The following is a 23196-nucleotide window of genomic DNA, read 5'->3' on the forward strand; positions in this document are numbered from 1 at the left end:
TCTGATCAACTGCCCTGTCGCACCCATGTGGTGGCACTGTGCTGTGCCTGTGAGAACGGTTCCCGGCCGGTCTCCGGGGAGGGCTGCGGGACGACGGGGTCGGGTGTGGGCAGGTGCACGGTGAACACCGTGCGGCCGGGCACGCTGTCCACGGTCACGGCACCGCCGTGCGCGGACGCGACGGCCTGCACGATGGCGAGCCCCAGACCCGTGGACCCGGTGGCGCGGGACCGCGCGGAGTCGCCCCGCGCGAACCGCTCGAAGACGTGCGGCAGCAGCTCCGGCGCGATGCCCGGCCCGTTGTCCTCCACGTCGACGCACATCCACGTCCCGCGCCGCCGCACGCGCGCGGTGACGGTCGTACCGGGCGGGGTGTGCTTGCGGGCGTTGCCCAGCAGGTTGACCAGGACCTGCTGCACCCGTGCCGCGTCCGCCGGGACCAGCGCCGGTTCGTCGGGCAGGTCGAGCCGCCAGTTGTGGTCCATGCCGGCCGCGCGGGAGTCGCTGACGGTGTCGACGACCAGCGGGACCAGATCCGTCCGCTCCGACCGGAGCGGCCGGCCGGCATCGAGCCGGGCGAGCAGCAGCAGATCCTCGACGAGGAGGGTCATACGGCCCGCCTCGGACTCGATCCGGCCGAGGGCGTGCCGGGTGTCGGGCCCGACCTGCTCGCGCCCGCGCCGGGTGAGTTCGGCGTACCCGCGGATGGAGGCGAGGGGGGTGCGCAGCTCATGGCTGGCGTCGGCCACGAACTGGCGTACCCGCGTCTCGCTCTGCTGCCGGGCGAGCAGCGCCCCGTGGACGTGGTCCAGCATCCGGTTGAGCGCGGCACCGACCCGGCCGACCTCGGTGTGCGGGTCGCACTCGGCCTCCGTGACCCGCTCGCTGAGGTTCACCTCGCCGGTGTGCAGCGGGAGTTCGGAGACCCGGGTGGCGGTGGCGGCGACCTTGCGCAGGGGGCGGGTGGCGACGCCGACGAGGACGTAACCGGCGATGGCGGCGGCGACCAGGCCGGCCACGGTGACGCTGACCTCGATGAGGACCAGGGCGTCGATGGTGCCGTCGGCCTCCTTGGTGGGGATGCCGACGTAGTAGTCGCCGGCGGGACCGTGGGCGTACCGCACACGGTAGGAACCCAGGCCGGGGAGGTCCACGGAGTGCGGCTTCTCGTCCCGGGCGACGGTACCGAGAGCGGCGAGCTGGGCCCGGCTGAGGGGCTTGGCGGTCATCACGTAGGTGACGCTGGACGCGGCGCCCACCTTGCCCTGGGTGGCCGTGCCCTTCTCGACCTCCGCCGCGACCGTGTACTGCGGTTGCGGGGCCCGCGAGACGAAGGACGAGAGGCCGACGGCCTGGCCGGCCCGCCCGTTCCGGCCGCTCTGCCGGCCGTCGGGGCCGAGGCCGTCCTTGACGGCGCCGGGCGGCGGGAAGCCACCGGCCGCCCGGGCCCCGACCTCGTGCAGCTGGCCGTCCAGCTGGTCGTACAGATGACTGCGCAGGGCGAGCGTGGTCACCGTACCGATCACGGCACACACCACGGCGATCAGCACCACCGACGCGACGACGAGCCGCGTCCGCAGGGTGCGCGGCTGTCCCGCCCGCCGCGTCCGCAGGGTGCGCGGCTGTCCCGCCCGCCGCTTCCGGGGACGCGGCCGCCGTCGTCCGCTCATCACACGGCGGGCTTGATCAGGTAACCGGCCCCACGCCGGGTGTGGATCATCGGTTCCCGGCCGGCGTCGATCTTCCTGCGCAGGTACGAGATGTACAGCTCGACGACGTTGGCCTGCCCGCCGAAGTCGTACGACCACACGCGGTCCAGGATCTGCGCCTTGCTGAGCACCCGCCGGGGATTGCGCATGAGGAACCGCAGCAACTCGAACTCGGTCGCGGTGAGATGGATACCGTCCCCGGCCCGCGACACCTCGTGACTGTCCTCGTCCAGGGTCAGGTCACCCACGACGAGCACGGAGTCGGACCGCCGGTCGGCGGCGCCGGCCCGGCGGATCAGCCCGCGCAGCCGCGCGACGACCTCCTCCAGGCTGAACGGCTTGGTGACGTAGTCGTCGCCGCCGGCGGTCAGTCCTGCGATACGGTCCTCCACCGCGTCCTTCGCGGTGAGGAACAGGACGGGCACGTCCGGCAGTTCACGGCGCAGCCGGCCGAGCACGGCCAGGCCGTCCATGTCCGGCAGCATCATGTCCAGCACGACGGCGTCGGGCCGGAACTCGCGGGCCGTCTGCACGGCCCCCTGCCCGTCCCCCGCACTCCTGATCTGCCAGCCCTCGTAACGCAGGGCCATGCTCAGCAGTTCGGTGATCGACAGCTCGTCGTCCACCACCAGCACGCGGACGGGGCTCCCGTCCGGCCTCAGCAGTTCGGTGCGCCCCTGGGGCGAGGTCGTGGTCATGCCGGACACCTTGTCGGCGTCCTCTGAGAAGACGCTTTCCGGAGTCTGTGTTTTCTCTGAGAAGCGCACAGGAACCTCTCAGGCAACGCCTGGGAGCGTGTCAGGAACGCTGGAAGGCGTGGCTGTGCTCGACCCGCGCGATGTCGATCACGTACCGGTCGAACCAGGTCCCGGAAGCGGACGACGGAGAGCGTGAGCCCACCGGGGGTCCGCGCGAGATCCTCACCGAGGAAACCGGGGATGTCCTTGACGAGCCCGGAGAGACGGGCGCCGGCGCGGTCGTACCCGTCGGGGTCGTCGTCGGTACGGACGCTGGTGAACACGACGGCGTGGTAGGGCGGTTCGTACGGGGGCACCGGATCGGCGACGGCGGCCGGGGCGGCTTCGGCTACGGCTACGGCTACGGCTTCGGTCGTCGTTGCGTTCTGATCGCTCGTGCCGGCCACGATGACTGCCGAAGAGCCGCGCGGACCATGGTCACGACCGGAGGGGATCCGTACGGGATCCGATCCCCGACCTTCCACTCACGGCGGCCGTACGTCACCGGACCGGCCCCCACCCCGCCGCCCCGGCGGCCGCACGTCAGAACAACCCGTCCTGCAACCCGTCCCGCTCCCGCCGGAACTGCCGGACCGGGACGGTGAACGTGCCGGCCGGCAGAGCCACCGGGGTCAGTTCCCAGCCGGTCATCAGCCGGGTGTCCAGCACGACGACGCCGAGGCCGGCGACCGCCAGATGCAGGTCGGGCCCGGCAGCCGCGACCAGCTCCCCGTGCACGGCGCCGCCCGGCACGAGTCCCGCGACCTCCCCGAGCGCCTCCGGCACCCCGTCCAGCCCGAACACCCGTACATGGTCGGTGACTTCGCAGGCCTCCCGCCGCAGGGACTCCGGCCACCCGGTGAGCGCGACGGCCCGGGCATGCAGCTCCCGCACCTCGGCGGCACGCTCCGCCTCCGTCCCCGGCAGCGCCGACCGCACGGCACGCTTCTCGGCGTACGCGATCCGGTCCGGCACCCGCAGCGCGGCCCGCAACAGCTCCTCGGTACGCCGGGCGGCCATCAGCGGACCGGTGCCGAGCCAGCTGAAGCAGACGGCACCCTGTTCGAGCAGCCGGGCCGGCCCGCGTTCGAGAGCGGTGATGCCGACCTTCACCAGGCCCGGCCCGAACCACGCCAGATACACGCGGTACGGCCGCGGATCGTCGGCGATCGTGTCGGCGGCCACGGAGTGCGCCCGGTCCAGCCGCGCACACTCCTCGCACCGGGCCCCCGTACTCCGCCCCGGCACGGCGGCCCCCCGCGCGCAGGCATTCCCCCGAGCCCCCACACACGTCCGCACACCCCCCTCCGGCACCGCGAACACGACCCGCTTCCCCCAGGGCAACGCACTACGCCGCCCACCACCCCACTCCAGCACGGGACCCCCGCCCACCCACCGAAGCCCCGCGCATCTCCAGACCTGTGCCATCACTCGTCAGGGTAGAGGGGGGCACTGACAGCGGCGGGACGACAGCGGTGCCACACACCCCGGACCCCGCCACCCAGCAGCCCGGGGTCGCGATGGTCGCCGTGCGCCCTTGATCGAGATGCGGCGACCGCGCCCCCGTGTTCCCCTGGAATCAGGTACTGCCCGCGTCGCCGTAGGCCCTGTGGGCACATCCGCCTGCTGCCGGGCTCCGCGGTCCGACGTGAAGCACGGCCAGAAGATTCCCCTTCTCTGCCCGCTGTGACAGCAGACGGCCGTCCGTCCTATCCGTTCGCCCCTCTCTGGATGTGGTGGCGAGGAACATCCGCAGGGCTGTGGCCGGCACATTCCGTCAGTGGGCGCCCACGCGACACAAGGCACCTGGGGTGTGCCGAGGGAGTCGGTCATGACCACCAACCCGGGCGAGAGCCGAGGTACGGGGACCAGGCCGGGACAGCGATGGTCCGCACGTCCGCGGCCGGCATCAGCGGCCGCGCTGGCCGCCCCCACCGCGCTCGCCCCGAGAAGCGCGTGCACGGTCTGCGGGCAGGCGACCGGAATCGAGCCGTGCTGCCAGTCCTGCGGCCAGGTCCTCTTCCTCCCGCGGGGCCTCGCGCTGTCCACCCCCGGGCTCCGCTTCGGCGGCCACCTGCTGGAAGCAGCACTGTTCATCTGCACCCTCGGCATCGGCTGGTTCGTCTGGGCGTTCATCGTCTTCCAGCAGGGCCAGACGCCCGCCAAGCAGCTCCTCCACATGAGAGTCGTCCACATCACGGACGCGGGCACCGCCCGGTGGGGGCGCATGTTCTTCCGGGAGTTCATCGCGAAGGGGATCATCGGCGTCCTTGCCTACTTCACCCTCTTCATCCCCTACTTCTGGCTCCTGTGGGACCGCAACCGGCAGGAACTGTGGGACAAGATGGCCACCACCCTGGTCGTCACCGACCCGGCGGACCGGCTACGGCCCCCCTCCCCGGACCCTCCCCCCGAAGCGGACACCCGGACCTGGTGACCACCACGGTCAACCGAGACCGGGCCGATCACGGTGTTCCAGGAAGTGACGGATCCGGAGCTGCTGCGTGTGGGGCATCGGCCTCCGCGTGATCCCGTGACGATGGAGGTCTACGCCGAAGCCGGCGAGGAAGAGGTGCGGGCCGCGCTCGGCGCGCTGTCCGCTGCCATGGGCGGAGCCGGGTGATCCCGCTGCTGTGCTTCGCTGCTGTACGCCTCAGAAACGCAAGAGGCCCCGGAGTGATCCGGGGCCTCTTGCCTATGTGCACTCGGCAGGATTCGAACCTGCAACCTTCTGATCCGTAGGCGGGTGCGCGCGCTTTGCGCCCCCTGTCCCCCGCGCCCAACCGGCCTGTGCCTAAGGCGGAACGGGCGTGGCTGTCCGCCAGTGTTCGCCACCGTTGATGTCAGGGGTTGATGTCAGCGGGAGCCCTTCCCACCGCCAAGAGATGCGAGCTAGCGGCCAGCAACTCCGGGTAGGGCTCCGCCATGCGGGCCGCCTCCATGGCCGATGCGATCAGCTCATCCGTGGGCCCTTCACCGGGCTGCTGCTCGGCTGTCTTGACGAGCGACCACGCGGGGCCCTCAATCCCGAAAACCTGTACTTCAGTGAGCCCAGATGCCACCAGCTCCGAGACCAGTTCCTCAGCCCGGTGGAAGTAGGACAGGGTGAATCCTCGCACGCCGTCATAGACGGCTGTCTCAAGAATCTTGGAGACGGAGTCCCGGATTCGCTCCCTGTGCAGATGGGCGTACGTCACGTGCTCGAACAGCGAGGCGTACCGGTTGATGGCTGCTGCTGCGACTAGCCCGCCCGGCTTCACCACACGGTGCGCCTCCGCCAGCGCGGTACGCCGGTCCTCTGGGTCCGGCAGGTGGTAGAGCGGCCCAAGAAGCTGCACGACGTCGTAACTGTCGTCCGGCTCGCTCAGGTCGCGGGCATCCCCCACGACCGCAGGACACACGGCTGAGGCGTGCTCGACGTGCCGGGGCACCGGGTCCACCAGCTTCACGTCGTAGCCGTCCTTCACCAGCCATTCGGCATGAATCCCGGTCCCCCCACCCACGTCGAGTACGCGGGCCGGTGCGGGGGGCAGAAACCGTCGGAGAAGCTCTTGAGTCCTGACCAGCTCCATCCGCCCGTCTGCCGAGCTGCGCAGACGGCTGTCCTCGTTCACTGTCTCGCCGTAGAACCGCATCACGGAGGGAGCCAATTCGAGATTCGACATGCCCGCAGTATCGTGTGTACCGGTGGACCAGTCCAGCGCGCGAAGTAAGGGAAGCCAATGGCTGTTCTGAAGTACGAGGAGATCGCCGAGTCGCTTCGGACCCGCATCGCCGCAGGTGAATTCGCCCCCGGCGAGACCATTCCGTCCGGCCGAGACCTGGCCGAACAGTGGGGCGTGTCGCGAGCCACTGCCATCAAGGCCGTGGACGTGCTCCGGAACGACGGCGTAGTCGTGGCCAAGCAAGGAACCGGGTTCGTCGTCACAGAGACCCCCGTGGCGCGTCCCGCCGGCGCCCGGCGGGCCGGGTCGGCACGCATCTTGGGCGGCATGCCGTTCCTGCGGATCGGTACGCCCGACTGGGCTGAACCGCCCACACGCGTGGCCAACGCTCTGGGCCTCGCACCCGGCACCCTGGCCCTCCGGCGTGTCCGAGTCCTCCAGCTCCCCGACGGGAGCCCCAATAGCTGCGTGGAAGCGTGGTTTCCGCCTGAGATCGGAGAGGCTGCACCTCGCCTCTCCGACACAGCACCAATCGCAGAGGGAACAACCCGCTACGTCCGTCGACAGACCGGGCGGTTCCCTGTGGAGGGCGTGGACGTGACTACCGTGCGCCTGGCCACCGAAGTTGAGGCGGAACGGCTGGGGGTCGAGCCAGGCAGTGCGGTCGCGGTTCTCCTGCACACGGCACACGACCAGGAGGGGCGCCCGCTGGTCTGCGAGGAGGGCGTCACCCCGGCCGCTCTTTTTGAGCAGGTGGACACCTACGCGATGTAGGTACAGCCCGCTGAGAGATAGCTGGACCGGTCCGCCGGTCCAGCTTTTTTGATGCCCCGTCAAGCCCCTTGAGCTGCGAAAACGCTCACTACCGCTCACCAACTCCCATTTCACTGCTTGACTGGACCGGTCCACCGGTCCAGTCTGTAGGTGCAACGCCGCACCGGCCCACTGAGGTGCGGTTCTGGTTCGGGATGGCCTGTCACAACGAGAGGCCCTGCGCTGGGAGTTGCTTGACAACTGCATAGGCGGGCCCCGTCTCCCCGAGTCGAAAAGACGGATCGCGCAGCGGCCTGACTGCGCTTTGACCTCGCGGCGCACGCCGCGCCGGTTGCCTCCGCTGCTCGTCTCGTACGAGCAGCGCTGAGGGGAGCCGGATGTTCCGACTTCAACGGCGCGCGGCCCCGGTGCTCGAACACCGGGGCCGCTGTTCGGGCCGTTGCTACCTGCTAGGGAGAACACGACCCATGGACCACATCGTGACTGTTCAGGACGCTGTTACCGCGTTCGCCGACTTCATGGAACCGACCGCGGCCGAGTTGGACGCGATCGAACTGGAGATGCCGCTGATCCTGGCGGACGTCGACCTGATCGACGCGCAGATCATCACCCTGGACCGCACACCGTCCGAGCTGGACAACCGGCGTATCCGCCGGGCCCGGAACCGGGTGCTGGCCGTCCGCCGGGAGCTGGTTAACCGCACGGCCGGAGCGAGCCTGCCCGGGGGTGCCGCGTGATCCGCATCGTCACCACTAAGCAGCTCGCCCGGCTGGCGGACGACGCCCGCACCGCGAGCGAGCAGGCCCGGCACGCCAGCGGGGTCGCGAACGAGGCGTTCGGCCGGCACGTGCGGGAGCTGTACGCGGTCACCGACCGCGCGGAGCGGGCCGAGGCCGTCACGACCGAGGTGGGCGCGCTGCTGTCCCGCGCGGTGGAGGAGTTGTCCATCGCGCAGCAGGAGCTGTTGCTGAAGGACATCGCGATTCGCCGGCTGCGCGAGGAACTTGGGCGCGGGCCGGTCGAGGGCGAGACGCTGACCGTGCTCATGCATCACGGCGAGCCGCACGCCGTCTACGCCTCCCGTGACGACGCGTACGCCGACACCGCGACCCACGGCTTCCCGGCGGATCACGTGTGGAAGCCCTGCGATGAACGCCCGGCCGCTGCGTTCACGTGGCGCTGTGAGGCGTTCATCTACAACGCCGCATCCAACGGATTCCACCGCGTGAACCGGTCCGTTCCCAGGGCGTTGGGGGGTGCGGCGTGAACAGTGTTCAGACCCGTTCAGCAGAGCGCGCCCTGTCGGGTGGGACGTGGCTGATCGTGTGCGGGGCGATGCTCTTTTCCGTCCTGACCGTGACGCCGCTGATGGCGGAGCACACGGCAGACCGGTGGGCGTGGACGGCGCCGATCCTGCCGCTGGTGGTGGATGCCGCGGTGGTCATCGTGGTCAAGCTCGATGACGTGCTGGCCCGCCTGGGCGGGCACGGCGGCCGGTGGCCGGTCACGCTGCGGTGGATGACCGGCTTCATGACGCTCGCCCTGAACACGGCCGACTCCGCGTTGAAGAAAGACCTGGTGGGGGTCGCGGTTCACTCGGTGGCGCCGCTGCTGCTCATCGTCACCGCAGAGACCAGCCTGGCCTACCGGCGGGCCATCGCCCGCGCGGTGGCCGCGCTGGAAGCCGAGCGGCAGACGGAGCGGGAGCGGCGCGAGCAGGCGGCCCGCGAGCGTGCCGAACGGGCCCGCGCAGAGGCCCGGGAGGAACGTGAACACGCCGCCATGCTCGCCCGTGAACAGCGTGAGCACGAGGCCGCGCTTGCCCGTGAGCAGACCGAACGGGAGGAGCGGCAACGCCGTGAGGAGCATGCCGCGCGGGAGCGTGCGGAGGCTGCCGAGCGGGAAGCTCGTGAACGCCGTGAACGCGAGCGTGAACAGCGTGAACAAGAGCGCGCGCAACGTGAACAGCGGGCCCGGCAGCAGGCCGAGGCCGAGCGACGCGAGCGTGCCGAGCAGGCGGAGCGTGAACGCCGTGAGCGCGAGGAGCGTGCGGCCCGTGAACGCGCCGCACTGCTGAACCGGGCCCCGGCCGACGGGAAGCTTCCGGAGGATGAGGCGCGCCGGATCGTGGCCGCCGCGTTCGCGTCGGACATGTCGGTGCGGCAGGCGGCGGAGCTGTGCGGCTGGTCGGTCGGCTGGGTCTCCCACCGCTATGCCGAGCACCGCGACCCGGGCACGGGCGGCGCTGATCTCGCGATCGCGGGTCAGTGATGGGCGCCCTGCCCGTCTACCGGTGGCGCCTCGCCCCGGACGGATACGCCACCCGTCGCCAGCTCCGCGCCGCCGGGCTGCGGCCCGGCGGGCAGGACGTGGCCGCACAGCTCGAACGGCCTCGCCGTCGACGCGGACCGCTGACCGCCTACCTCTACCGCGTCGACCTGGCCAAGCCTGTCCGGCCGATGACGCCGGCCAAGTGGGCGGCGCTGGCCAAGGCCAACGCCGTGCGCCGCATCTGCCCCGAGTGCCGCCGCGACGCGGGCTACGTCATCCCGCCCTCGCTCGGCATGTGCTCTCCCTGCGCTTTCCCCGACAACGCCCCGGAGGTTGCGTCATGGAACAGCTCCCCGCACATCGCCCGCTGACCGTCGTGCAGCTCCCCGACGGCAGCCACGTCTACGCCGACCCTGCCAACCTGCCCGCTCAACAACAGCCCGCCGGGCCGCAGGTGGTGCACATCCACGAGGCGCCGCCGGACCGCACGGTGCAGCGCGTCGCGCTCGGCTCCGGGGTGGGAGCCGGTGCGGTCGCGGCCGGTGTCTACTTCGGCCCGCTGCTCGTCGGCGCCCTGACCGCCATCGCCGCGAACCTGGCCATGCTCGCGTTCATCGCGCTCGTCCTCGGCTGGGCCGTGGTCACCGTGGTCCGCGCCGTCGGCGACGGCACCAAGAACACCGGCAAGCGCGGCCGGAAGGGCCACTGAAAACACCCCGAAGCCGTAGGCGGCCCGCAGGGCCTCCGAGCCCCCTTCCGGGTGGGGTTTGACCCCCGGAAGGCTGTACGGCCGCCACAGACCCCGTAGCGACGCAGGGTGACGGAAGTTTCCGCCCTCGCGCGCGCACGCGTAGGGACCCCGTCGGAAACCAGGAAACCGGAAACCTGCTCACTCCGCGTAACACGCATGTGTGGTGACGGGCCGTCGCAGGGCCCGCCACCACCAACCCACCGACCCCCTGAGAAGAGGACACCGTGAGTCAGTCCCAAGTCTGGCGCACCCACCGCCAGTACGCCGCCACCGCCGCCCGCTGGACCGCCGACCGGTGGCGCAAGGAAGCCGAGCGCCGCTCCGCTCTGCGCACCGAACGCAAGCCGCTCGTGCGCGATGCCCGCCGCGCGCTGGCTACCGCACGCGCCATCGACCCCGAAGGCGTCACCCCCCTGCGCCACCGCGCGGAGCGCGAGCTGCGCACCGCCAAGCGGCGCGTCCCGGACCCGATGTGGCTGTTCGCCACCAAGACCGCCGCCGCCCTCGGTGTCGCCGGGTACGTGTGGCTGCCGCACGTCTCCACCCGCGTGTGGGTGTGGTCGGCCGTTGCCGTGGTGGCCGCCGTCACCGCCCTGTCGGTGTGGATCGCGGTGCGGGAGCGCGACACGACAGGTCTGAAGCCGACCGCCGAGGAGTCGGCGCTGCTGAAGCGGTTGCAGCCGCAGCACTGGAAGGAGCACGCGGAACAGCGGGGTCTGTCGGGCACGCTGACCGGCCGACCGAAGCTGACCGAGGCGGGCATCGTCGTCGCCGTCCGCCTCGACGGCACGTGGACGGCGACCAAGCTCCGCGCCGCAGAAGACCACATCCGCGCCCTGCTCGGGGCCCGCACGAGCCTGCGCATGCAGATCAAGGCGGGCAAGCAGGGCGGCTGGGCCGAACTCATCGTGCGCACCCGCAGCGCGGCCGACGGCGACGACCTGACGTGGACGCCCGAACGCCGCTCGCTCGGCATCGACACCGTCACCGGCGATCAGGTGACCGTGCCGCTCGGGGAACGACTGCTCATCGCCGGCCGGTCCGGAGCGGGCAAGAGCGTGGCATCCCGGCCGCTGCTGTATGACGCGTCCGAGGGCGCGACGAACGCGCTCGTCATCATCGACCTCAAGCGCGTGGAAGGCCGCCTGTGGGACCACCGGGCCCGCGTCGCCTCCACCCCGCGCGAAGTCGTGGACGTGGTCGATGAACTGGAGACGGAGATGCTGGAACGGCTCTCCGTCCTGCCCAAGGGCCAGGACACCTGGACCCCCACGGCGGACCGGCCCCGCATCACGATCGTGGTCGATGAGGGCGCCGAAGTCATGACCGCCGCCGACAAGGTCCCCTACGAGACCGAGACCGGCGACGGCAAGACCCGCACCGTCAACCGGTCCGCGCTGCCGGGCCTGGAGTCGCTGGCGCGGATGGGCCGCGCGGCGTGCATCGACCTGTGGTGGATGACCCAGAAGCCCACCATCGGCGACGGCATCCCCAAGCAGATCGCCCCGCAGATCGGCGTCTCCATCTGCCTCGCCGTCCGCACGCCGGCCGAGGCCCGCGTCGTCCTCGGGGAGGACGCGCAGGCGAAGGGCTGGAACGCGGACGAGCTGCCGGTACCGGGTGTGGCGCTGATCCGGGACGGCAGGCGCAAGCCCGACCCCGTCAAGGTCCGCTACATGGACAAGAGCGTCGTCATCGCTCTGCCCGACCGCACGCCGTGGTCCCGCAGCGTGACTCCCACGGTGGAAGCCGCGGGCGCCCCGACGCTCACCCTCGTCAAGGACACGACGGCCGAGGCGGCGCCCACCGTGGACGGCGCCGTCGCCCGCGTCCTGAAGGCCATCGAGACCGCCGACGAACCGGTCGCCCAGAAGGATCTGGTCACGCTCACGGGCCTGTCCAAGGGCGCCGTGTCCAAGGCCGTCAAGACCCTCACCACCGGCGGCATGGTCGTCCGCGCCGTGGACGGCCGACTGAACGCCACGCGCGGCGACGAGTCCGCCGCCGCCTGACCCACCCGCACAACGACGACGGCGGCCCCCTTCCGCCAAGAACCGGGGCCGCCGCCTTCCACCAGACCGTCAACAGACTTGTGGAGGTCTCCCAGCATGACCCAACCGACCGCCTTCCGGCGAGTGCGCGCCCGGCGCCCGCGCTTACTGGACCTGTACTGCTGCCAGGGCGGCGCCAGCAAGGGCTACGACGACACCGGGTTTGACGTGACCGGCGTCGACAAGGACCCCCAGCCCCGCTACCCGTACCGGTTCGTCCAGGCCGACGCCATCGCGTTCGTCCTGGAGCACGGGGCCGAGTTCGACTTCATCCACGCCTCCCCGCCATGCCAGCACGACAGCGAGTGCCAGCGCATCCAGGCCAACGACCACCCCGACCTGATCGCCCCCACCCGCGCGGCGCTGGAGACGACCGGGCGTCCCTGGGTGATGGAGAACGTGCGGGGCGCGGTGCCCAAGCTGCGCGCTCCGGTGATGCTGTGCGGGCAGATGTTCCGTCTGGCCAACTACCGGCACCGGTTCTTCGAGACCGGCGGAGGCTTCACCCTTGCCCAGCCGGACCACCCCGCCCACCTGGTCCCGCAAGCGAAGATGGGCCGCCCCGTCCCGCCGGGCCACTACGGGCAGTTCGTCGGCAACTTCTCCGGTGTCCCCCTGGCCCGCAAGGTGCTGGGGGTGCCGTGGATGAACCGCGACGGCATCCGCGAGTGCATCCCGCCTGCCTACGCGCAGCACATTGGCCGCGCGGCCCTGGCCGTGCTCGCCTCCGGGCTGGGGGTGGCCGCATGACCAGCATCCCTACGGCGGATCTGGAACGCCTGCCGCTGCTCGCGTCCGCCCTCGCGGCGGCCGAACGCGGCTGGCCCGTCATCCCGCTTCACCCCGGCAGCAAGCGGCCGGTCGGGCACGCCGAACGCGTCTGCCCCGGCACCGGGCGGTGCGCTGGCGGGCACCGCACCCCGGAAGAGCGGGCCACCACCGACCCGGATCTGATCCGTGCCGCGTGGGCGCACCGTCCGTACAACGTCGGGATCGCGACCGGCCCGGCCGGGCTGCTCGTCATCGACCTGGACCCGGCCAAGGCAGAAGAGCCGAAAGGAGCGCCTGACGGCGCCACTTCCTTGCAGGCGCTCTGCGAGCGCGCCGGGCAGGTACTCCCCGAGACCTACCGGGTGCGGACCGCGCGCGGTGAACATCTCTACTTCACCGCCCCGCCCAGGGTGCGGCTGAAGTGCAGCGTCGACCGTCTCGGACCACACATCGACACCCGCGCCTGGGGCGGTTACGTCGTCGCCCCCGGCAGCACCACCCCTGACGGCACGTACGAAGTCGCCCACGACGCGCCCGTGGCCGAGCTGCCCGACTGGCTCACCCTGTTGCTCACCGAGTCGGACAGGGCCGCCCGGGTCCCCGTACGGGTGCACGACGGCACCCGTGCCGCACGCGTGGCGCTGGAACGCGAGTGCGCCGTCATCGCCGCCGCGACCGAGGGCGGCCCGAACGGTCGCAACGTCACCCTTCACCGCAGCGCCTGCAAGGTGGCGCGGTTCGTGGCGTGGGGCGACATCCCCCGGCACGTGGTGGAGGAGGCAATCCAGGGGGCGGGGGAGTCTACGGGCCTGCCGCCGGCCGAGTGCCGCACGACGATCCGCAGCGCCCTGGACTGGGTCATCGCCCACGCCACCCCACGGGAGGCGGCATGACGGCGCCGACTCCCCCCGCCCTGGATTGCCCCACCAACGCCCCCACCGGCCCGAACGCCGCCCCACAGCCTGTGGAAGCGGTGGCCGTGGGCGAGCCGAAAGGCGCCGCCCGTCAGGGCGTCGTAACTGCTCTTCTCCCGGACCGGTCCCAGGTCCGGCCGGGGGCCGACCCGACCCCGGACGCGCCCGGTATCCGGATCTTCGCCCCGCCGGTCTACCGGCACCACTACGACGGCGCCCGCTGGTCAATGCGCCCCGGCGCCCTGCCCACCGCCGCTTACGCCTGCACCTGCGGTCTGACCGGCACCGCCACCGGACCCGCCGCCGTCGCCGCGCTGGTCACCGAGTACGACGCCCACCGCTCCGCCTGCGCCGGGGCGCTCACCCCGCCGTGTGAAGGGAGGCACGCCGCATGACCGACCGCATCGACGGCGCCGTGCTGCTCAACGAGGTGGAAGCTTTCCACCGCCGCTTCAACGTCTTCCCGCACGAGGCCGCCTACGTGGCCGTGGTCCTGTGGGACGCGCACGCCCATCTGCTCGACTGCTTCGAGTCCACCCCGCGACTGGCCTTCCTGTCGCCCGAGCCGGGGTCCGGGAAGTCGCGGGCGCTGGAGATCGTGGAAACGCTCGTGCCCAACCCGATGGCCGCTGTCGACGCCTCCGCCGCCGCGCTCTTCCGCGCGGTGGCCGGGGTCGACGGCAAACGGCCCACGATCCTCTTCGATGAGATCGACACCATCTTCGGCCCCAAGGCCGGGGAGAACGAGCAGCTCCGGGGATTCATCAACGCAGGACACCGCCGCAACCGGCCGATGTTCCGCTGCGTGGGAGACGGCGCCAACCAGACCGTGCAGGCATTCCACTCCTACGCCGCCGTCGCCGTGGCCGGACTCGGCTACCTGCCCGACACCATCCGGGACCGCTCCGTCAACATCCGCATGCGCCGCAGGGCCCCCAACGAGAAGATCGAGCCCTACCGCACCCGCATCCACGAAAAGGAAGGGTTCGCCCTGCGCGACCGGCTCGCCACCTGGGCAGAACAGGTCAGCGAGCAGGTCATGAACGTGTGGCCGACCATGCCCGAAGGCGTCACGGACCGGCCCGCCGATGTGTGGGAACCGCTGCTTGCGATTGCGGACGCTGCCGGTGGAGATTGGCCCCACCGGGCGCGCGCCGCGTGCGTGTCCCTGGTGAACGCGTCCAAGGCCAACGACAAGGGCAGTCTCGGTATCCGGTTGTTGACCGACCTACGCGACCACGTCCTGATCGGCGTGGACAAGCTGCCCACCATCGTCATCCTCGACCGGCTCAATGCCCTCGATGACGCCCCGTGGGCCGACCTCGACGGCAAGCCGCTCGACAACCGGCGCTTGGCTCGGATGCTCGGCGAGTACATGACTGCCGACCTCACCCCCATCAAGTCCCGCAATATCCGCACCGCCGGCGGAGTCCTCAAGGGCTTCCACACGGAGGATCTGGCGGACGCATGGGCGCGGTACTGCCCGCCCACTCCCCAGGGCTCCGCTACATCCGCTACGCCGCTACAGCCCAGCTCAGAGCCCCTAACTCTGTAGCGGCACCGAAGCGTGTAGCGGCTACGCCCACGACCCCACAGTGCATGCGTAGCCGCTACACGCCGTCCCTCCGCTACAAAAACAACGCCGCTGACCTGCGATGTAGCGGTGTAGCGGATGTAGCGGACTTCTCAGCAGGGGGCCGGAAGGCCCCACCCTGTCACGGAGGTCTCGACGTGCTCACTCTCGTCCCCGACGACGAAGTCCCGACCGCATGGACCGTCGCGGAAGTCATGACCCACCTGCGCATGAGCCGCAGCAAGGTCTATGACCTCCTCCGCTCTCGCCGACTTCCCTCCTACACAGAAGGCCGAAGCCGGCGCATCCCCGTGGCCGCCGTCCGTCAGTACATGAACGACCGTCTGGAGGAAGCCGCCTGATGGCCAAGCGTCGCGCCAATGGTGAAGGAACGATCACCAAGCGGAAAGATGGCCGCTACCACGCTGCCGCGTACGTCTACCGACCCGACGGCACCCGCACCCGCAAGTTCGTCTACGGGAAGACTCGTGAGGAAGTCGCCGACAAACTCACGGAGATGCAGGAGCAGACTCGACAGGGCATCCCTGCGGCATCGTCCACCATGGCCTTCGGGGACTACCTGACGTACTGGCTCGCCACGATCGCCCCGGAGCGGCTCAAGCCTGCGACGCTGAACAGCTACGAGGGTTTGTCTCGGCTCTACATCCGGCCCGCACTCGGTAAGAAGCGGCTGAACCGGCTGTCGCCGGCGGACGTGCGTCGGTTCCTCTCCGAGTTCAAGTCGGCGTGCCTGTGCTGCCTTCGGGGGGCGGACAAGGAGCGCCCGGAGGACAAGCGCACGTGCTGCGCGGTCGGCCGCTGCTGTGGGCGGCGCCCGTCCGCACGTACCGTCCAGTACGTGCACGCCGTACTGCGGTCCGCGTTGCAGCAGGCCATCCGCGAGGAATTGATCGCGCGGAACGTGGCCCGGATCGTGGAGACGCCCACCGTCGACCACAAGGAGGTTCGCCCGCTGGACGCCGGTGAGGTCAAAGCGCTGCTCAAGACGGCTCGGCCCCACCGCCTCTACGTGTTGTGGTTGCTGCTGGTCTCCACCGGTCTGCGTCGCGGGGAGGTGCTGGGCCTGACGTGGTCGGACGTGGACCTGAACGCCGGGACCCTCCGGGTTCGCCGGAACGTGCAGCGCATCCGGCGAGAGCTGATCTTCGGCACGCCGAAGACGGCGCGGTCCATCCGCACGGTCTGCCTGCCCCGGCGGTGCGTGCAGGCGCTCACAGAGCACCGTGAAGCGCAGGTTCGTGAGCGCAAGATCGCAGGTCCCAAGTGGAAGCCGGCCGAGGAACAGCCGGCGGGGCTCGTCTTCACGACCTCCACCGGCAGGGTGATCGACCCGCGCGGGCTGAACAGGATGCTCACCATCCTGTGCCGGGACGCCAAGGTGCGGCGGGTACGGGTGCACGACCTGCGCCACACCTGCGCATCACTGCTACTGGCTCAGGGGGTCGATGCCCGCACCATCATGGAGACGCTGGGGCACAGCACGATCACGATGACGCTGGACACCTACGCGCACGTGATGGGGACGACGCTTCGGGCCGCCGCCGATCGAATGGACGACGCGTTGGGGCTGGACGACGACGGGGGCGACGCGGAGGCCGAGACGGCCGCCTGAACATCTCCTCGCGGGCACGTTGATGTCACCCGCTGATGTCAGAAGCCCCGCCGGATTACCCGGCGGGGCTTCTGAGCTGTGTGCACTCGGCAGGATTCGAACCTGCAACCTTCTGATCCGTAGTCAGATGCTCTATCCGTTAAGCTACGAGTGCTTGTTCTTTTGTTTTGTCTTCGTTCCCGGCCCTTTCGGCCCGCTCGCGGCGACAGGAAGAACATTACATGACTGCCGCCGTCATGTGAAATCCGGTCGCCATACCCCTTGTGACCTGCGGAAACGTTGCTCCTGGCGGAGGGGGCGAGCAAGGGCGGGGAACGCCCGAAGCCCCGGTCCTGGGGACCGGGGCTTCGGGATCGGTGCGGAGGCGGAGGGATTTGAACCCTCGATGGGCTTTAAGACCCAAACCGCATTAGCAGTGCGGCGCCATAGACCGGACTAGGCGACGCCTCCAGCACAACCGCTCACGCGAGCGCGCGATCGGTGCGTGCAGATGATGACACAGGCGAGCGCCCTGTCACCAATCGCCCCCCACGGTACTAGGCAGCCGGGCCGCAGGGCAAAGGGCTTCCCCCGGCGCGGCGGACGGGGGAGATCGGAGTGGCGGACGGGGGAGATCCGAGGGCGGGCGGGGGTGGTCGCGCAACGTCCTGGGCGGTTCGGCGTTGGAGGGGTATGACCTCTCTTATGTCGACCGCCGGGCGGCGCCTGCTGCCGGCGTGTCTCGCCGGTGCCGCCTCCCTCCTCCCGCTCCTCACCGCCGTACCTGCCTCCGCGGCCGGCGCCGTGTCGCCGCCCGTCCGGCCCGAGGACCGGGGCGATCACCTGACCGTCGTGGTCCGGCACGCCGGAGCCGGGCGGGACGGGACGTACCAGGTGTCCTGTCACCCGGATGCCGGCCGTCACCCGGACGTGGCGGGGGCCTGCCGGGTGCTCGACGCGCGTACCCGGTGGGGGCGTGATCCCTTCGCGCCGGTGGGCCCGGGCGCCGTCTGCCCCGCGCTCTACGGCGGCCCGGCCACCGCCCACGTCACCGGCGTCTGGGCCGGACGCCCGGTCGACGCCTCGTACGACCGCGGTGACGGGTGCCAGATCGGGCGGTGGGACCGGATGGTGCCCCTGCTGCCACGCGCCGGCGCGTAGGCGGCGGGCGGAGGGCGCGCGAGGGGCTTGGCGGACGCAGTGGTTCCGTAAAGGTCCGGGGGAGGGATCGGGGAGCCGGGGCATGCGGTCACACGTTCGGCGTCACTTCCTCGTGGGACCTCCCTCTCATCCGGCGCCGCGAGCGCGACCCGTGCGCTTAGACTCCCTCGCGTGACACGTCGCGGGCCGGTTGGCAAGATGGCCGGAGCGGTCGGCAAGGTGCGGTAACAGGGAGGAAGGCGTCTCGTGAGCAGCAGGCCATCCCGAGGCGCTGCTCGCCTCGCAGCCATACTCGACGCGCTGCCGGACGCGTTGGTCCTGGTCAACGCGAACGGAACCGTCGTCAACGCCAACACCATCGCGTTGGAGGCCTTCGAGGCGCCGGGGACCGCGCTCGTCGGGCGCGGGCTGCTCGATCTGCTGCCGGAGTTCGACTCCCGGCTCATCCCCGGCTCGATGCGGCGGCCCGATCACATGGATCCCCGCGGGCGTACGAAGCCGACGCGGATGGTCGCGCGGCGGACCGACGGGAACGAGTTCCCGGTCGAGGTCACGAGCGCGAACCTGGAGAACGGGCAGCAGGCGTACGACGGTTACGGCTACACCGGTGACGAGCTGCTCATGCTCGTGGTCCGGGACCTGTCCGGAACCGTCGACACCGAGGCGGAGCTTGCGCGCTCGCAGCGGCAGACGGAGATGATCCTGCGGGCCGCGTCGGAAGGCGTCGTCGGCACCGACACCGACGGGCGGATCGTCCTCGTCAACCCGGCCGCCGCCCAGATACTGGGATACCGGGCCGGTGAACTGGGCGGCAAGGAGCTGCACACCCTGGTGCTGCACTCGCGTGCCGACGGCTCGCCGTTCCCGTTCGAGGAGTCGCCGCTCGCCGACACCCTGCGTTCCGGGCGCAAGCACCGGGTGCGCGGGCAGGCGCTGTGGGCCAAGGGCGACCGGAAGGTGCCGGTCGATCTGACCACCGCGCCGGTGCGGGACGGGGACCAGCTCGTCGGCGCCGTGATGACCTTCACCGACCGGCGTCCGTTCGACTCCCTCTCGGAGGAGAAGGCCGCGCTGGAGAAGGCGCACACGGAGGAGCTGGAGCGGCTCTCCGAGGAGCACGCCTCCGACCTGACCGCACTGCGCCAGCAACACGTCACCGAGCTGGAGGAGCTGCGCGAGAGCCACGCGGAGGAGGTCGCGGCCGGCGAGGAGCGGTACGCCTCGCTCGCCGAGCGGGAGAAGGACCGGTACGAGGCGCTGGCCGGCCGGCACGAGCAACTGCTCACGCTGCTCGGGCAGTCGCTGCGCGGGCCGCTCGACGAGCTGCGCCGCGAACTGGCCGCGCTGGCCGCCGACGACGCCGGGCAGCTGTGGCCCGAGGCCAACCAGGTGCTTCACCATCTGTCGGCCGGTTACTCACGCATCACGACGCTGATCGACAACGTCCTCGGGTACCAGCGGCTGGACACGGGCGCCGAGGACATCACCCGTACGAAGGTGCTGCTGGACGCCGTCGTCGCCGCCGGTGTGGACGGGGCCGTCGAGCTGATCGGGCCGGGGCGGGTGCAGTTCGCCGTCCACGCGCCGCCCATCGAGGCGGAGGTCGACCCGCAGCGGCTCGCCACCGCGCTCGCCCATCTGGTGGCGGATGTCGCCGGAGTCGACGCCACGGGCAACACGCCCGTCTCGGCGGGCGGCTATCTGGACAACACGGTCGTCGTGGCGGCAGCGCAGCGCGGAGAGGTCGCCCGCATCGAGGTGCGCGGGCCGTACGCCGGCGGAGACCCGGTGCACGAGCCGATCGTGCGCGGGATCGTGCGCGCCCACGGCGGTGTCCTCCAGACGCACGAGGTGCCGGGGATGAGCGGCAGCGCGTACGTGCTGGAGGTGCCGCTCGGCGGCGGAGCGGGTGCGGTCACGGGGGGCGCGGGTGCGGCCGCCGGGGTCCCGGGCCAGGCGGCACTCGGGGGGCAGGCAGCTGTCCCGGGCCAGGCGGCGCTCCCGCGGCAGACAGCCCTTCCGGAGCGGACGCCGGGCGCCACGGTCGAGGCGACTGCCGACGACGACAACATGGATGAGCAGGGGGCCGGCGGCGGGCGGCGGCGGGCGCGCCGGGGCTCCACGGACGCCTTCCTGGAGAGTGACGTGGCCGGCGCGGTCGACGCCGGTGACCCGGACGCCCTGCCGACCGGGCGACGCCGGCGCCGGGCCGCCGCACCCGTCGGGGAACCGGCCGCGCTGCCGCCCGCGGTACCGGCGGCGGAGGTTCCGGAGGCCGGATCCGGCGGCACCGGACGACGCCGTGGCCGGCCCTCCGACATCGACGACGGCGACGGTGCCGGTGCCGGTACGCCTGCCGGCGAGGCCGGCGGCACGGGCATGGTCGAGAGCGTGGCCGCCGAGGGTGCCGTGGTGACCGCGGCCGAGCATGCCGCGGGGGCCGCCGCCTCCGGTACGGGGCTCGGCGGCACCGTGCCGCCGCAGGGCGTTCCCGTGCCCACGGGCCGGCGTGCCCGCCATGACTCCGGCGCCCCGCAGGCCGCCCTGCCGCCGGCCCTTCCCGTGGCGGGCGGCGCGTCGCACGCGGTGCCGGCGCACGGTGCGGGCGTGGCTCCCGGCGAGGGTGCGCAGATGGCCGGGGACGACGACGGGCAGCCGACCGGACGGCGCCGGCGGGCGCTGGCCGCCGCGGCGGAACGGGCCGCGGCCCAGGAGGCGGTGGGCAACCCGCGCGCGGTCTTCGCCCTGCCCCCGGCCGAGGCCGACCGGGCCCCCGACTCCGCGGACACGGCCGACGCGGCTGGCACGATGGGCGCGGTGGGCGCGGTGGCTCCGGGTACGGGTCCGGACCCGGTGATGCCGGTAGCGGCCACCGGCGCCGTCGCGCCCGTGGTGGCGGGCGCCGGTGTTCCCGGGGAACCGGCCGCGGACGTCCCCCCCGCTCCCGCGGCCCCGGTGGCGCCGGGTGCCGACGCCGGACAGCCGCATCCGCCGCAGGCCGCCGGTGCCGGGCCGTTGCCCGGCCAGGTGCAGATGCCCGCGCAGCAGCCGGTGTCCGTCAGGGGCGTTCCGGGCGCCCCGGACGCCCCGGGCTTCCCGGGTGACGACGGCCGGCACGACGCCGTCCCGCTCGACCAGTCCGAGGACCACACCCCGCCGCAACCGCATCCCACCAGCGCCCCGACCGGCCGGCGCCGCCGGGCGGTGGCCCAGCCGGCCGGGACCGCCGGGGCGGTGGCACCCGGGACCGTCCCGGGACAGGCCGTCCGCGGACAGTCGGCTCGCGGACAGGTCGCTCCCGGCCAGCAGGTGCCGGCGGCGCCCGTCACTCCCGGCCAGGCCCCGCACGGCACGGCCGTACCGCCGGCTCCCGGGCACCCGGGACACGGCGTTCCCGCGCAGGGTACGGCCGGAGCGGGCATCCCGGTCCAGGCCGGTCCCGCCGTGTCCGCGGGGCAGCCGCAGGCCGCGGCTCCGGGTGCCGCGCAGGCGGGCCCCGGTACCCGGCCCGGCGCCGTCGCCCCGGGCCGGCCGGCCACGGCCACCCAGCCCGTCGTTCCCGCCCAGGGCACGGCCCACGGCCAGCCCGCGCCCGGGCCTCAGGGAGCACAGCCGTCGGCCGCCCCGGCCCACGGCACCGCCGCGCAGGCCGCGTCCGTCGGCCAGGTCCGGCAGCAGACCACGGCCGTACCGGCCCAGGGCAGGCACGGACATGCCGGACCCGCCCAGGCCCCGGCGGCACAGCTGCCGGCCGGGCAGCCGGGGATGCCGTCCGCCGGCAGCCCGGCCGTGCCGCCGGGTGTCCTTCCGCCGCCCACGGAGACCGGTGCGGCGGGGCAGGACCGGCCCGTGCCGCCCGGTGCCCCCCGGCAGTGGCCGGGTGCCGGCGACACCGGCGGTGCGGGGACACCCGCTCCCGGTACTCCGCTGCCCGGCACCCCGCTGCCCGGTGGACAGCCGCAGCGGGCCGCGCAGCCGTTGCCCGCGGAGGCCGCGGGCGGCGCGCCGGTCGACCCCGACTCGACGCAGGGACGGGCGATCAGCGTCCGCACCCTCGGACAGGGCGTGCCGTTCGCACGGCAGGCCGCGCAGGTGCAGCAGCCGACGGCGACGCCGCCGCCGCACGCGCCGGGCGGTTCGGGCCGGCGGCGCAGGCTGGGCACGCCCCCCGACCCGGCCGCCCGTCCCGAACCGCAGCCGGAGCAGGCGGTCCGGCCGCACCCGTCGGCCGGACCGGCGCCCGCCCAGCCGTCGCTGGGCGGCCAGGCACCCCTGCCCCCGTCGCGGCCGGCCCCCGGGACCGAGGGGATCGGACGGTCGTACGCCATAGGGGCGCCGGGGCCCGACGCCGCCGAGGGGCCGGAGCCGTTGGACGGGCCGGGCGGGGCCGTCGAAGTGGCGGACACCCCACGCCCGCAGCCGCTGGACGACGAGCTGCCCCCGGAGCCGCTGGACAACCCGCGCCGGCTGCTGGTGTGGCCCGCGCCGGACGTGACGACCCAGCAGGCGCTCAGCGACCGCGGGTACCGGCCGGTCATCGTGCACTCCCGCGAGGAGGTGGACGCGCAGATCGCGGCCTTCCCCGCCGCGCTGTTCGTGGATCCCCTCACCGGGCCCATCACGCGTACGGCGCTCCAGTCGCTGCGGCAGGCCGCCGTGGCGGCCGAGGTGCCGGTGCTGGTGACGGCCGGGCTCGGGCAGGCGACGCGCGAGGCGGCGTACGGCGCTGATCCCGCCGTCCTGCTGAAGGCACTGGCCCCCCGGGACAGTGAGCAGCATCCGCCGCGGGTGCTGCTCATCGAGGAGCACGCGGAGATCGCGCTGGCCCTGACCTCGACGCTGGAGCGGCGCGGGATGCAGGTGGCGCGGGCCGCGAGCGACGACGACGCGGTGACGCTGGCGGGGCAGTTCCGGCCGAACCTGGTGGTGATGGACCTGATGCAGGTGCACCGGCGGCGGGCCGGACACGCCGGGATCATCGACTGGCTGCGGGTGAACGGGCAGCTCAACCGCACCCCGCTCGTCGTCTACACCGCCGCTGTCGACCAGGCCGACCTGCCCCGGCTGGCCTCGGGCGAGACGGTGCTGTTCCTCGCCGAGCGGTCCACCAGCACCGAGGTGCAGAGCAGGATCGTCGACCTGCTCGCGCGGATCGGAACCAACTAGCCGCGCGGGGCGGCCGGCCGGATCGGACACCCCGGTCGGCC

The 23196-nt window shown here is 72.3% G+C and carries 21 protein-coding genes and 2 tRNA genes; 16 read left to right on the forward strand and 7 right to left on the reverse strand.

The annotated features are described in order from the left end of the window. Positions 1 to 5 precede the first annotated feature (5 nt). The 4 genes from AB0F03_RS11910 to AB0F03_RS11925 all read right to left on the reverse strand — a co-directional run bounded on the left by AB0F03_RS11910 (position 6) and on the right by AB0F03_RS11925 (position 3874). Positions 6 to 1670, reverse strand: coding sequence for a HAMP domain-containing sensor histidine kinase (locus AB0F03_RS11910; protein WP_361989331.1), 1665 nt, complete (start codon positions 1668 to 1670; stop codon positions 6 to 8). Beyond that, on the reverse strand, positions 1670 to 2407 hold the full coding sequence (locus AB0F03_RS11915; RefSeq protein ID WP_361989334.1) for a response regulator transcription factor: 738 nt from the start codon (positions 2405 to 2407) through the stop codon (positions 1670 to 1672). Before AB0F03_RS11915 ends, AB0F03_RS11910 begins: the two co-directional genes overlap by 1 nt. Further along, on the reverse strand, positions 2404 to 2853 hold the full coding sequence (locus AB0F03_RS11920) for a hypothetical protein (RefSeq protein ID WP_361989337.1): 450 nt from the start codon (positions 2851 to 2853) through the stop codon (positions 2404 to 2406). Before AB0F03_RS11920 ends, AB0F03_RS11915 begins: the two co-directional genes overlap by 4 nt. Before the next feature lie 136 nt (positions 2854 to 2989). Then, on the reverse strand, positions 2990 to 3874 hold the full coding sequence (locus AB0F03_RS11925; protein ID WP_361989340.1) for a DUF2797 domain-containing protein: 885 nt from the start codon (positions 3872 to 3874) through the stop codon (positions 2990 to 2992). A 403-nt stretch (positions 3875 to 4277) separates the two neighbouring features. On the opposite strand from AB0F03_RS11925, the gene AB0F03_RS11930 reads away from it, so the two are divergent. Further along, the gene (locus AB0F03_RS11930) at positions 4278 to 4883 is read left to right on the forward strand and encodes an RDD family protein (protein WP_361989343.1); all 606 of its coding nucleotides are present in this window, start codon (positions 4278 to 4280) and stop codon (positions 4881 to 4883) included. Between the two features lie 406 nt (positions 4884 to 5289). On the opposite strand, the gene AB0F03_RS11935 is transcribed toward AB0F03_RS11930, so the two are convergent. Beyond that, positions 5290 to 6111: a methyltransferase domain-containing protein gene (locus AB0F03_RS11935; protein ID WP_361989345.1), complete on the reverse strand. Its 822-nt coding sequence runs from the start codon at positions 6109 to 6111 to the stop codon at positions 5290 to 5292. Positions 6112 to 6168: 57 nt separating this feature from the next. Between AB0F03_RS11935 and AB0F03_RS11940 the strand changes: the two genes are divergently transcribed. The 13 genes from AB0F03_RS11940 to AB0F03_RS12000 all read left to right on the forward strand — a co-directional run bounded on the left by AB0F03_RS11940 (position 6169) and on the right by AB0F03_RS12000 (position 16849). Next, the gene (locus AB0F03_RS11940) at positions 6169 to 6885 is read left to right on the forward strand and encodes a GntR family transcriptional regulator (RefSeq protein WP_361989347.1); all 717 of its coding nucleotides are present in this window, start codon (positions 6169 to 6171) and stop codon (positions 6883 to 6885) included. A gap of 467 nt (positions 6886 to 7352) precedes the next feature. Beyond that, a complete protein-coding gene (locus tag AB0F03_RS11945) occupies positions 7353 to 7622 on the forward strand; it encodes a DUF6284 family protein (RefSeq protein ID WP_361989350.1) in 270 nt (89 codons plus the stop codon). Further along, positions 7619 to 8152 carry a hypothetical protein gene (locus tag AB0F03_RS11950; RefSeq protein ID WP_361989352.1) on the forward strand — a complete coding sequence of 178 codons (534 nt, stop codon included), beginning with the start codon at positions 7619 to 7621 and terminating at the stop codon, positions 8150 to 8152. The genes AB0F03_RS11945 and AB0F03_RS11950 overlap by 4 nt, the downstream gene beginning before the upstream one ends. Then, on the forward strand, positions 8149 to 9156 hold the full coding sequence (locus tag AB0F03_RS11955; RefSeq protein WP_361989355.1) for a DUF2637 domain-containing protein: 1008 nt from the start codon (positions 8149 to 8151) through the stop codon (positions 9154 to 9156). The genes AB0F03_RS11950 and AB0F03_RS11955 overlap by 4 nt, the downstream gene beginning before the upstream one ends. Then, entirely contained in the window at positions 9156 to 9527 is a 372-nt protein-coding gene (locus tag AB0F03_RS11960; RefSeq protein ID WP_361989358.1) for an RRQRL motif-containing zinc-binding protein, read from the forward strand. The genes AB0F03_RS11955 and AB0F03_RS11960 overlap by 1 nt, the downstream gene beginning before the upstream one ends. Then, positions 9497 to 9865, forward strand: a complete 369-nt coding sequence (locus AB0F03_RS11965) for a DUF6251 family protein (protein ID WP_361989360.1) — start codon at positions 9497 to 9499, stop codon at positions 9863 to 9865. Before AB0F03_RS11960 ends, AB0F03_RS11965 begins: the two co-directional genes overlap by 31 nt. 266 nt (positions 9866 to 10131) lie before the next feature. Further along, the gene (locus tag AB0F03_RS11970; protein WP_361989363.1) at positions 10132 to 11919 is read left to right on the forward strand and encodes a MarR family transcriptional regulator; all 1788 of its coding nucleotides are present in this window, start codon (positions 10132 to 10134) and stop codon (positions 11917 to 11919) included. Positions 11920 to 12015: 96 nt separating this feature from the next. Further along, positions 12016 to 12708: an SAM-dependent methyltransferase gene (locus AB0F03_RS11975; protein ID WP_361989366.1), complete on the forward strand. Its 693-nt coding sequence runs from the start codon at positions 12016 to 12018 to the stop codon at positions 12706 to 12708. Then, positions 12705 to 13622 carry a bifunctional DNA primase/polymerase gene (locus AB0F03_RS11980; protein WP_361989369.1) on the forward strand — a complete coding sequence of 306 codons (918 nt, stop codon included), beginning with the start codon at positions 12705 to 12707 and terminating at the stop codon, positions 13620 to 13622. The genes AB0F03_RS11975 and AB0F03_RS11980 overlap by 4 nt, the downstream gene beginning before the upstream one ends. A gap of 86 nt (positions 13623 to 13708) precedes the next feature. After that, positions 13709 to 14038 (forward strand): hypothetical protein, encoded by a 330-nt coding sequence (locus AB0F03_RS11985; protein WP_361989372.1) that lies wholly within the window; start codon positions 13709 to 13711, stop codon positions 14036 to 14038. Further along, complete coding sequence (locus tag AB0F03_RS11990) at positions 14035 to 15198, forward strand: DUF3631 domain-containing protein (RefSeq protein WP_361989375.1); 1164 nt, start codon at positions 14035 to 14037, stop codon at positions 15196 to 15198. Before AB0F03_RS11985 ends, AB0F03_RS11990 begins: the two co-directional genes overlap by 4 nt. A 176-nt stretch (positions 15199 to 15374) precedes the next feature. Further along, positions 15375 to 15578 (forward strand): helix-turn-helix domain-containing protein, encoded by a 204-nt coding sequence (locus AB0F03_RS11995; protein ID WP_361989378.1) that lies wholly within the window; start codon positions 15375 to 15377, stop codon positions 15576 to 15578. After that, on the forward strand, positions 15578 to 16849 hold the full coding sequence (locus tag AB0F03_RS12000; RefSeq protein ID WP_361989380.1) for a site-specific integrase: 1272 nt from the start codon (positions 15578 to 15580) through the stop codon (positions 16847 to 16849). The genes AB0F03_RS11995 and AB0F03_RS12000 overlap by 1 nt, the downstream gene beginning before the upstream one ends. 81 nt (positions 16850 to 16930) lie before the next feature. Here the strand turns inward: AB0F03_RS12000 and AB0F03_RS12005 are convergent. Together AB0F03_RS12005 and AB0F03_RS12010 are read right to left on the reverse strand one after the other, a co-directional pair. Continuing rightward, positions 16931 to 17003, reverse strand: a tRNA-Arg gene (locus tag AB0F03_RS12005). Between the two features lie 205 nt (positions 17004 to 17208). Further along, positions 17209 to 17299: transfer RNA gene (locus AB0F03_RS12010), tRNA-Ser, on the reverse strand. Between the two features lie 234 nt (positions 17300 to 17533). Here AB0F03_RS12010 and AB0F03_RS12015 point away from each other — a divergent pair. Together AB0F03_RS12015 and AB0F03_RS12020 are read left to right on the forward strand one after the other, a co-directional pair. Continuing rightward, a complete protein-coding gene (locus AB0F03_RS12015) occupies positions 17534 to 17989 on the forward strand; it encodes an SSI family serine proteinase inhibitor (RefSeq protein ID WP_361989383.1) in 456 nt (151 codons plus the stop codon). Between the two features lie 312 nt (positions 17990 to 18301). Beyond that, positions 18302 to 23155, forward strand: a complete 4854-nt coding sequence (locus AB0F03_RS12020; RefSeq protein ID WP_361989981.1) for a PAS domain-containing protein — start codon at positions 18302 to 18304, stop codon at positions 23153 to 23155. The last annotated feature ends 41 nt before the right edge of the window (positions 23156 to 23196 follow it).

Origin of the sequence: Streptomyces sp. NPDC028722, assembly GCF_040637655.1 — a bacterium.
Taxonomy (GTDB): Bacteria; Actinomycetota; Actinomycetes; order Streptomycetales; family Streptomycetaceae; genus Streptomyces.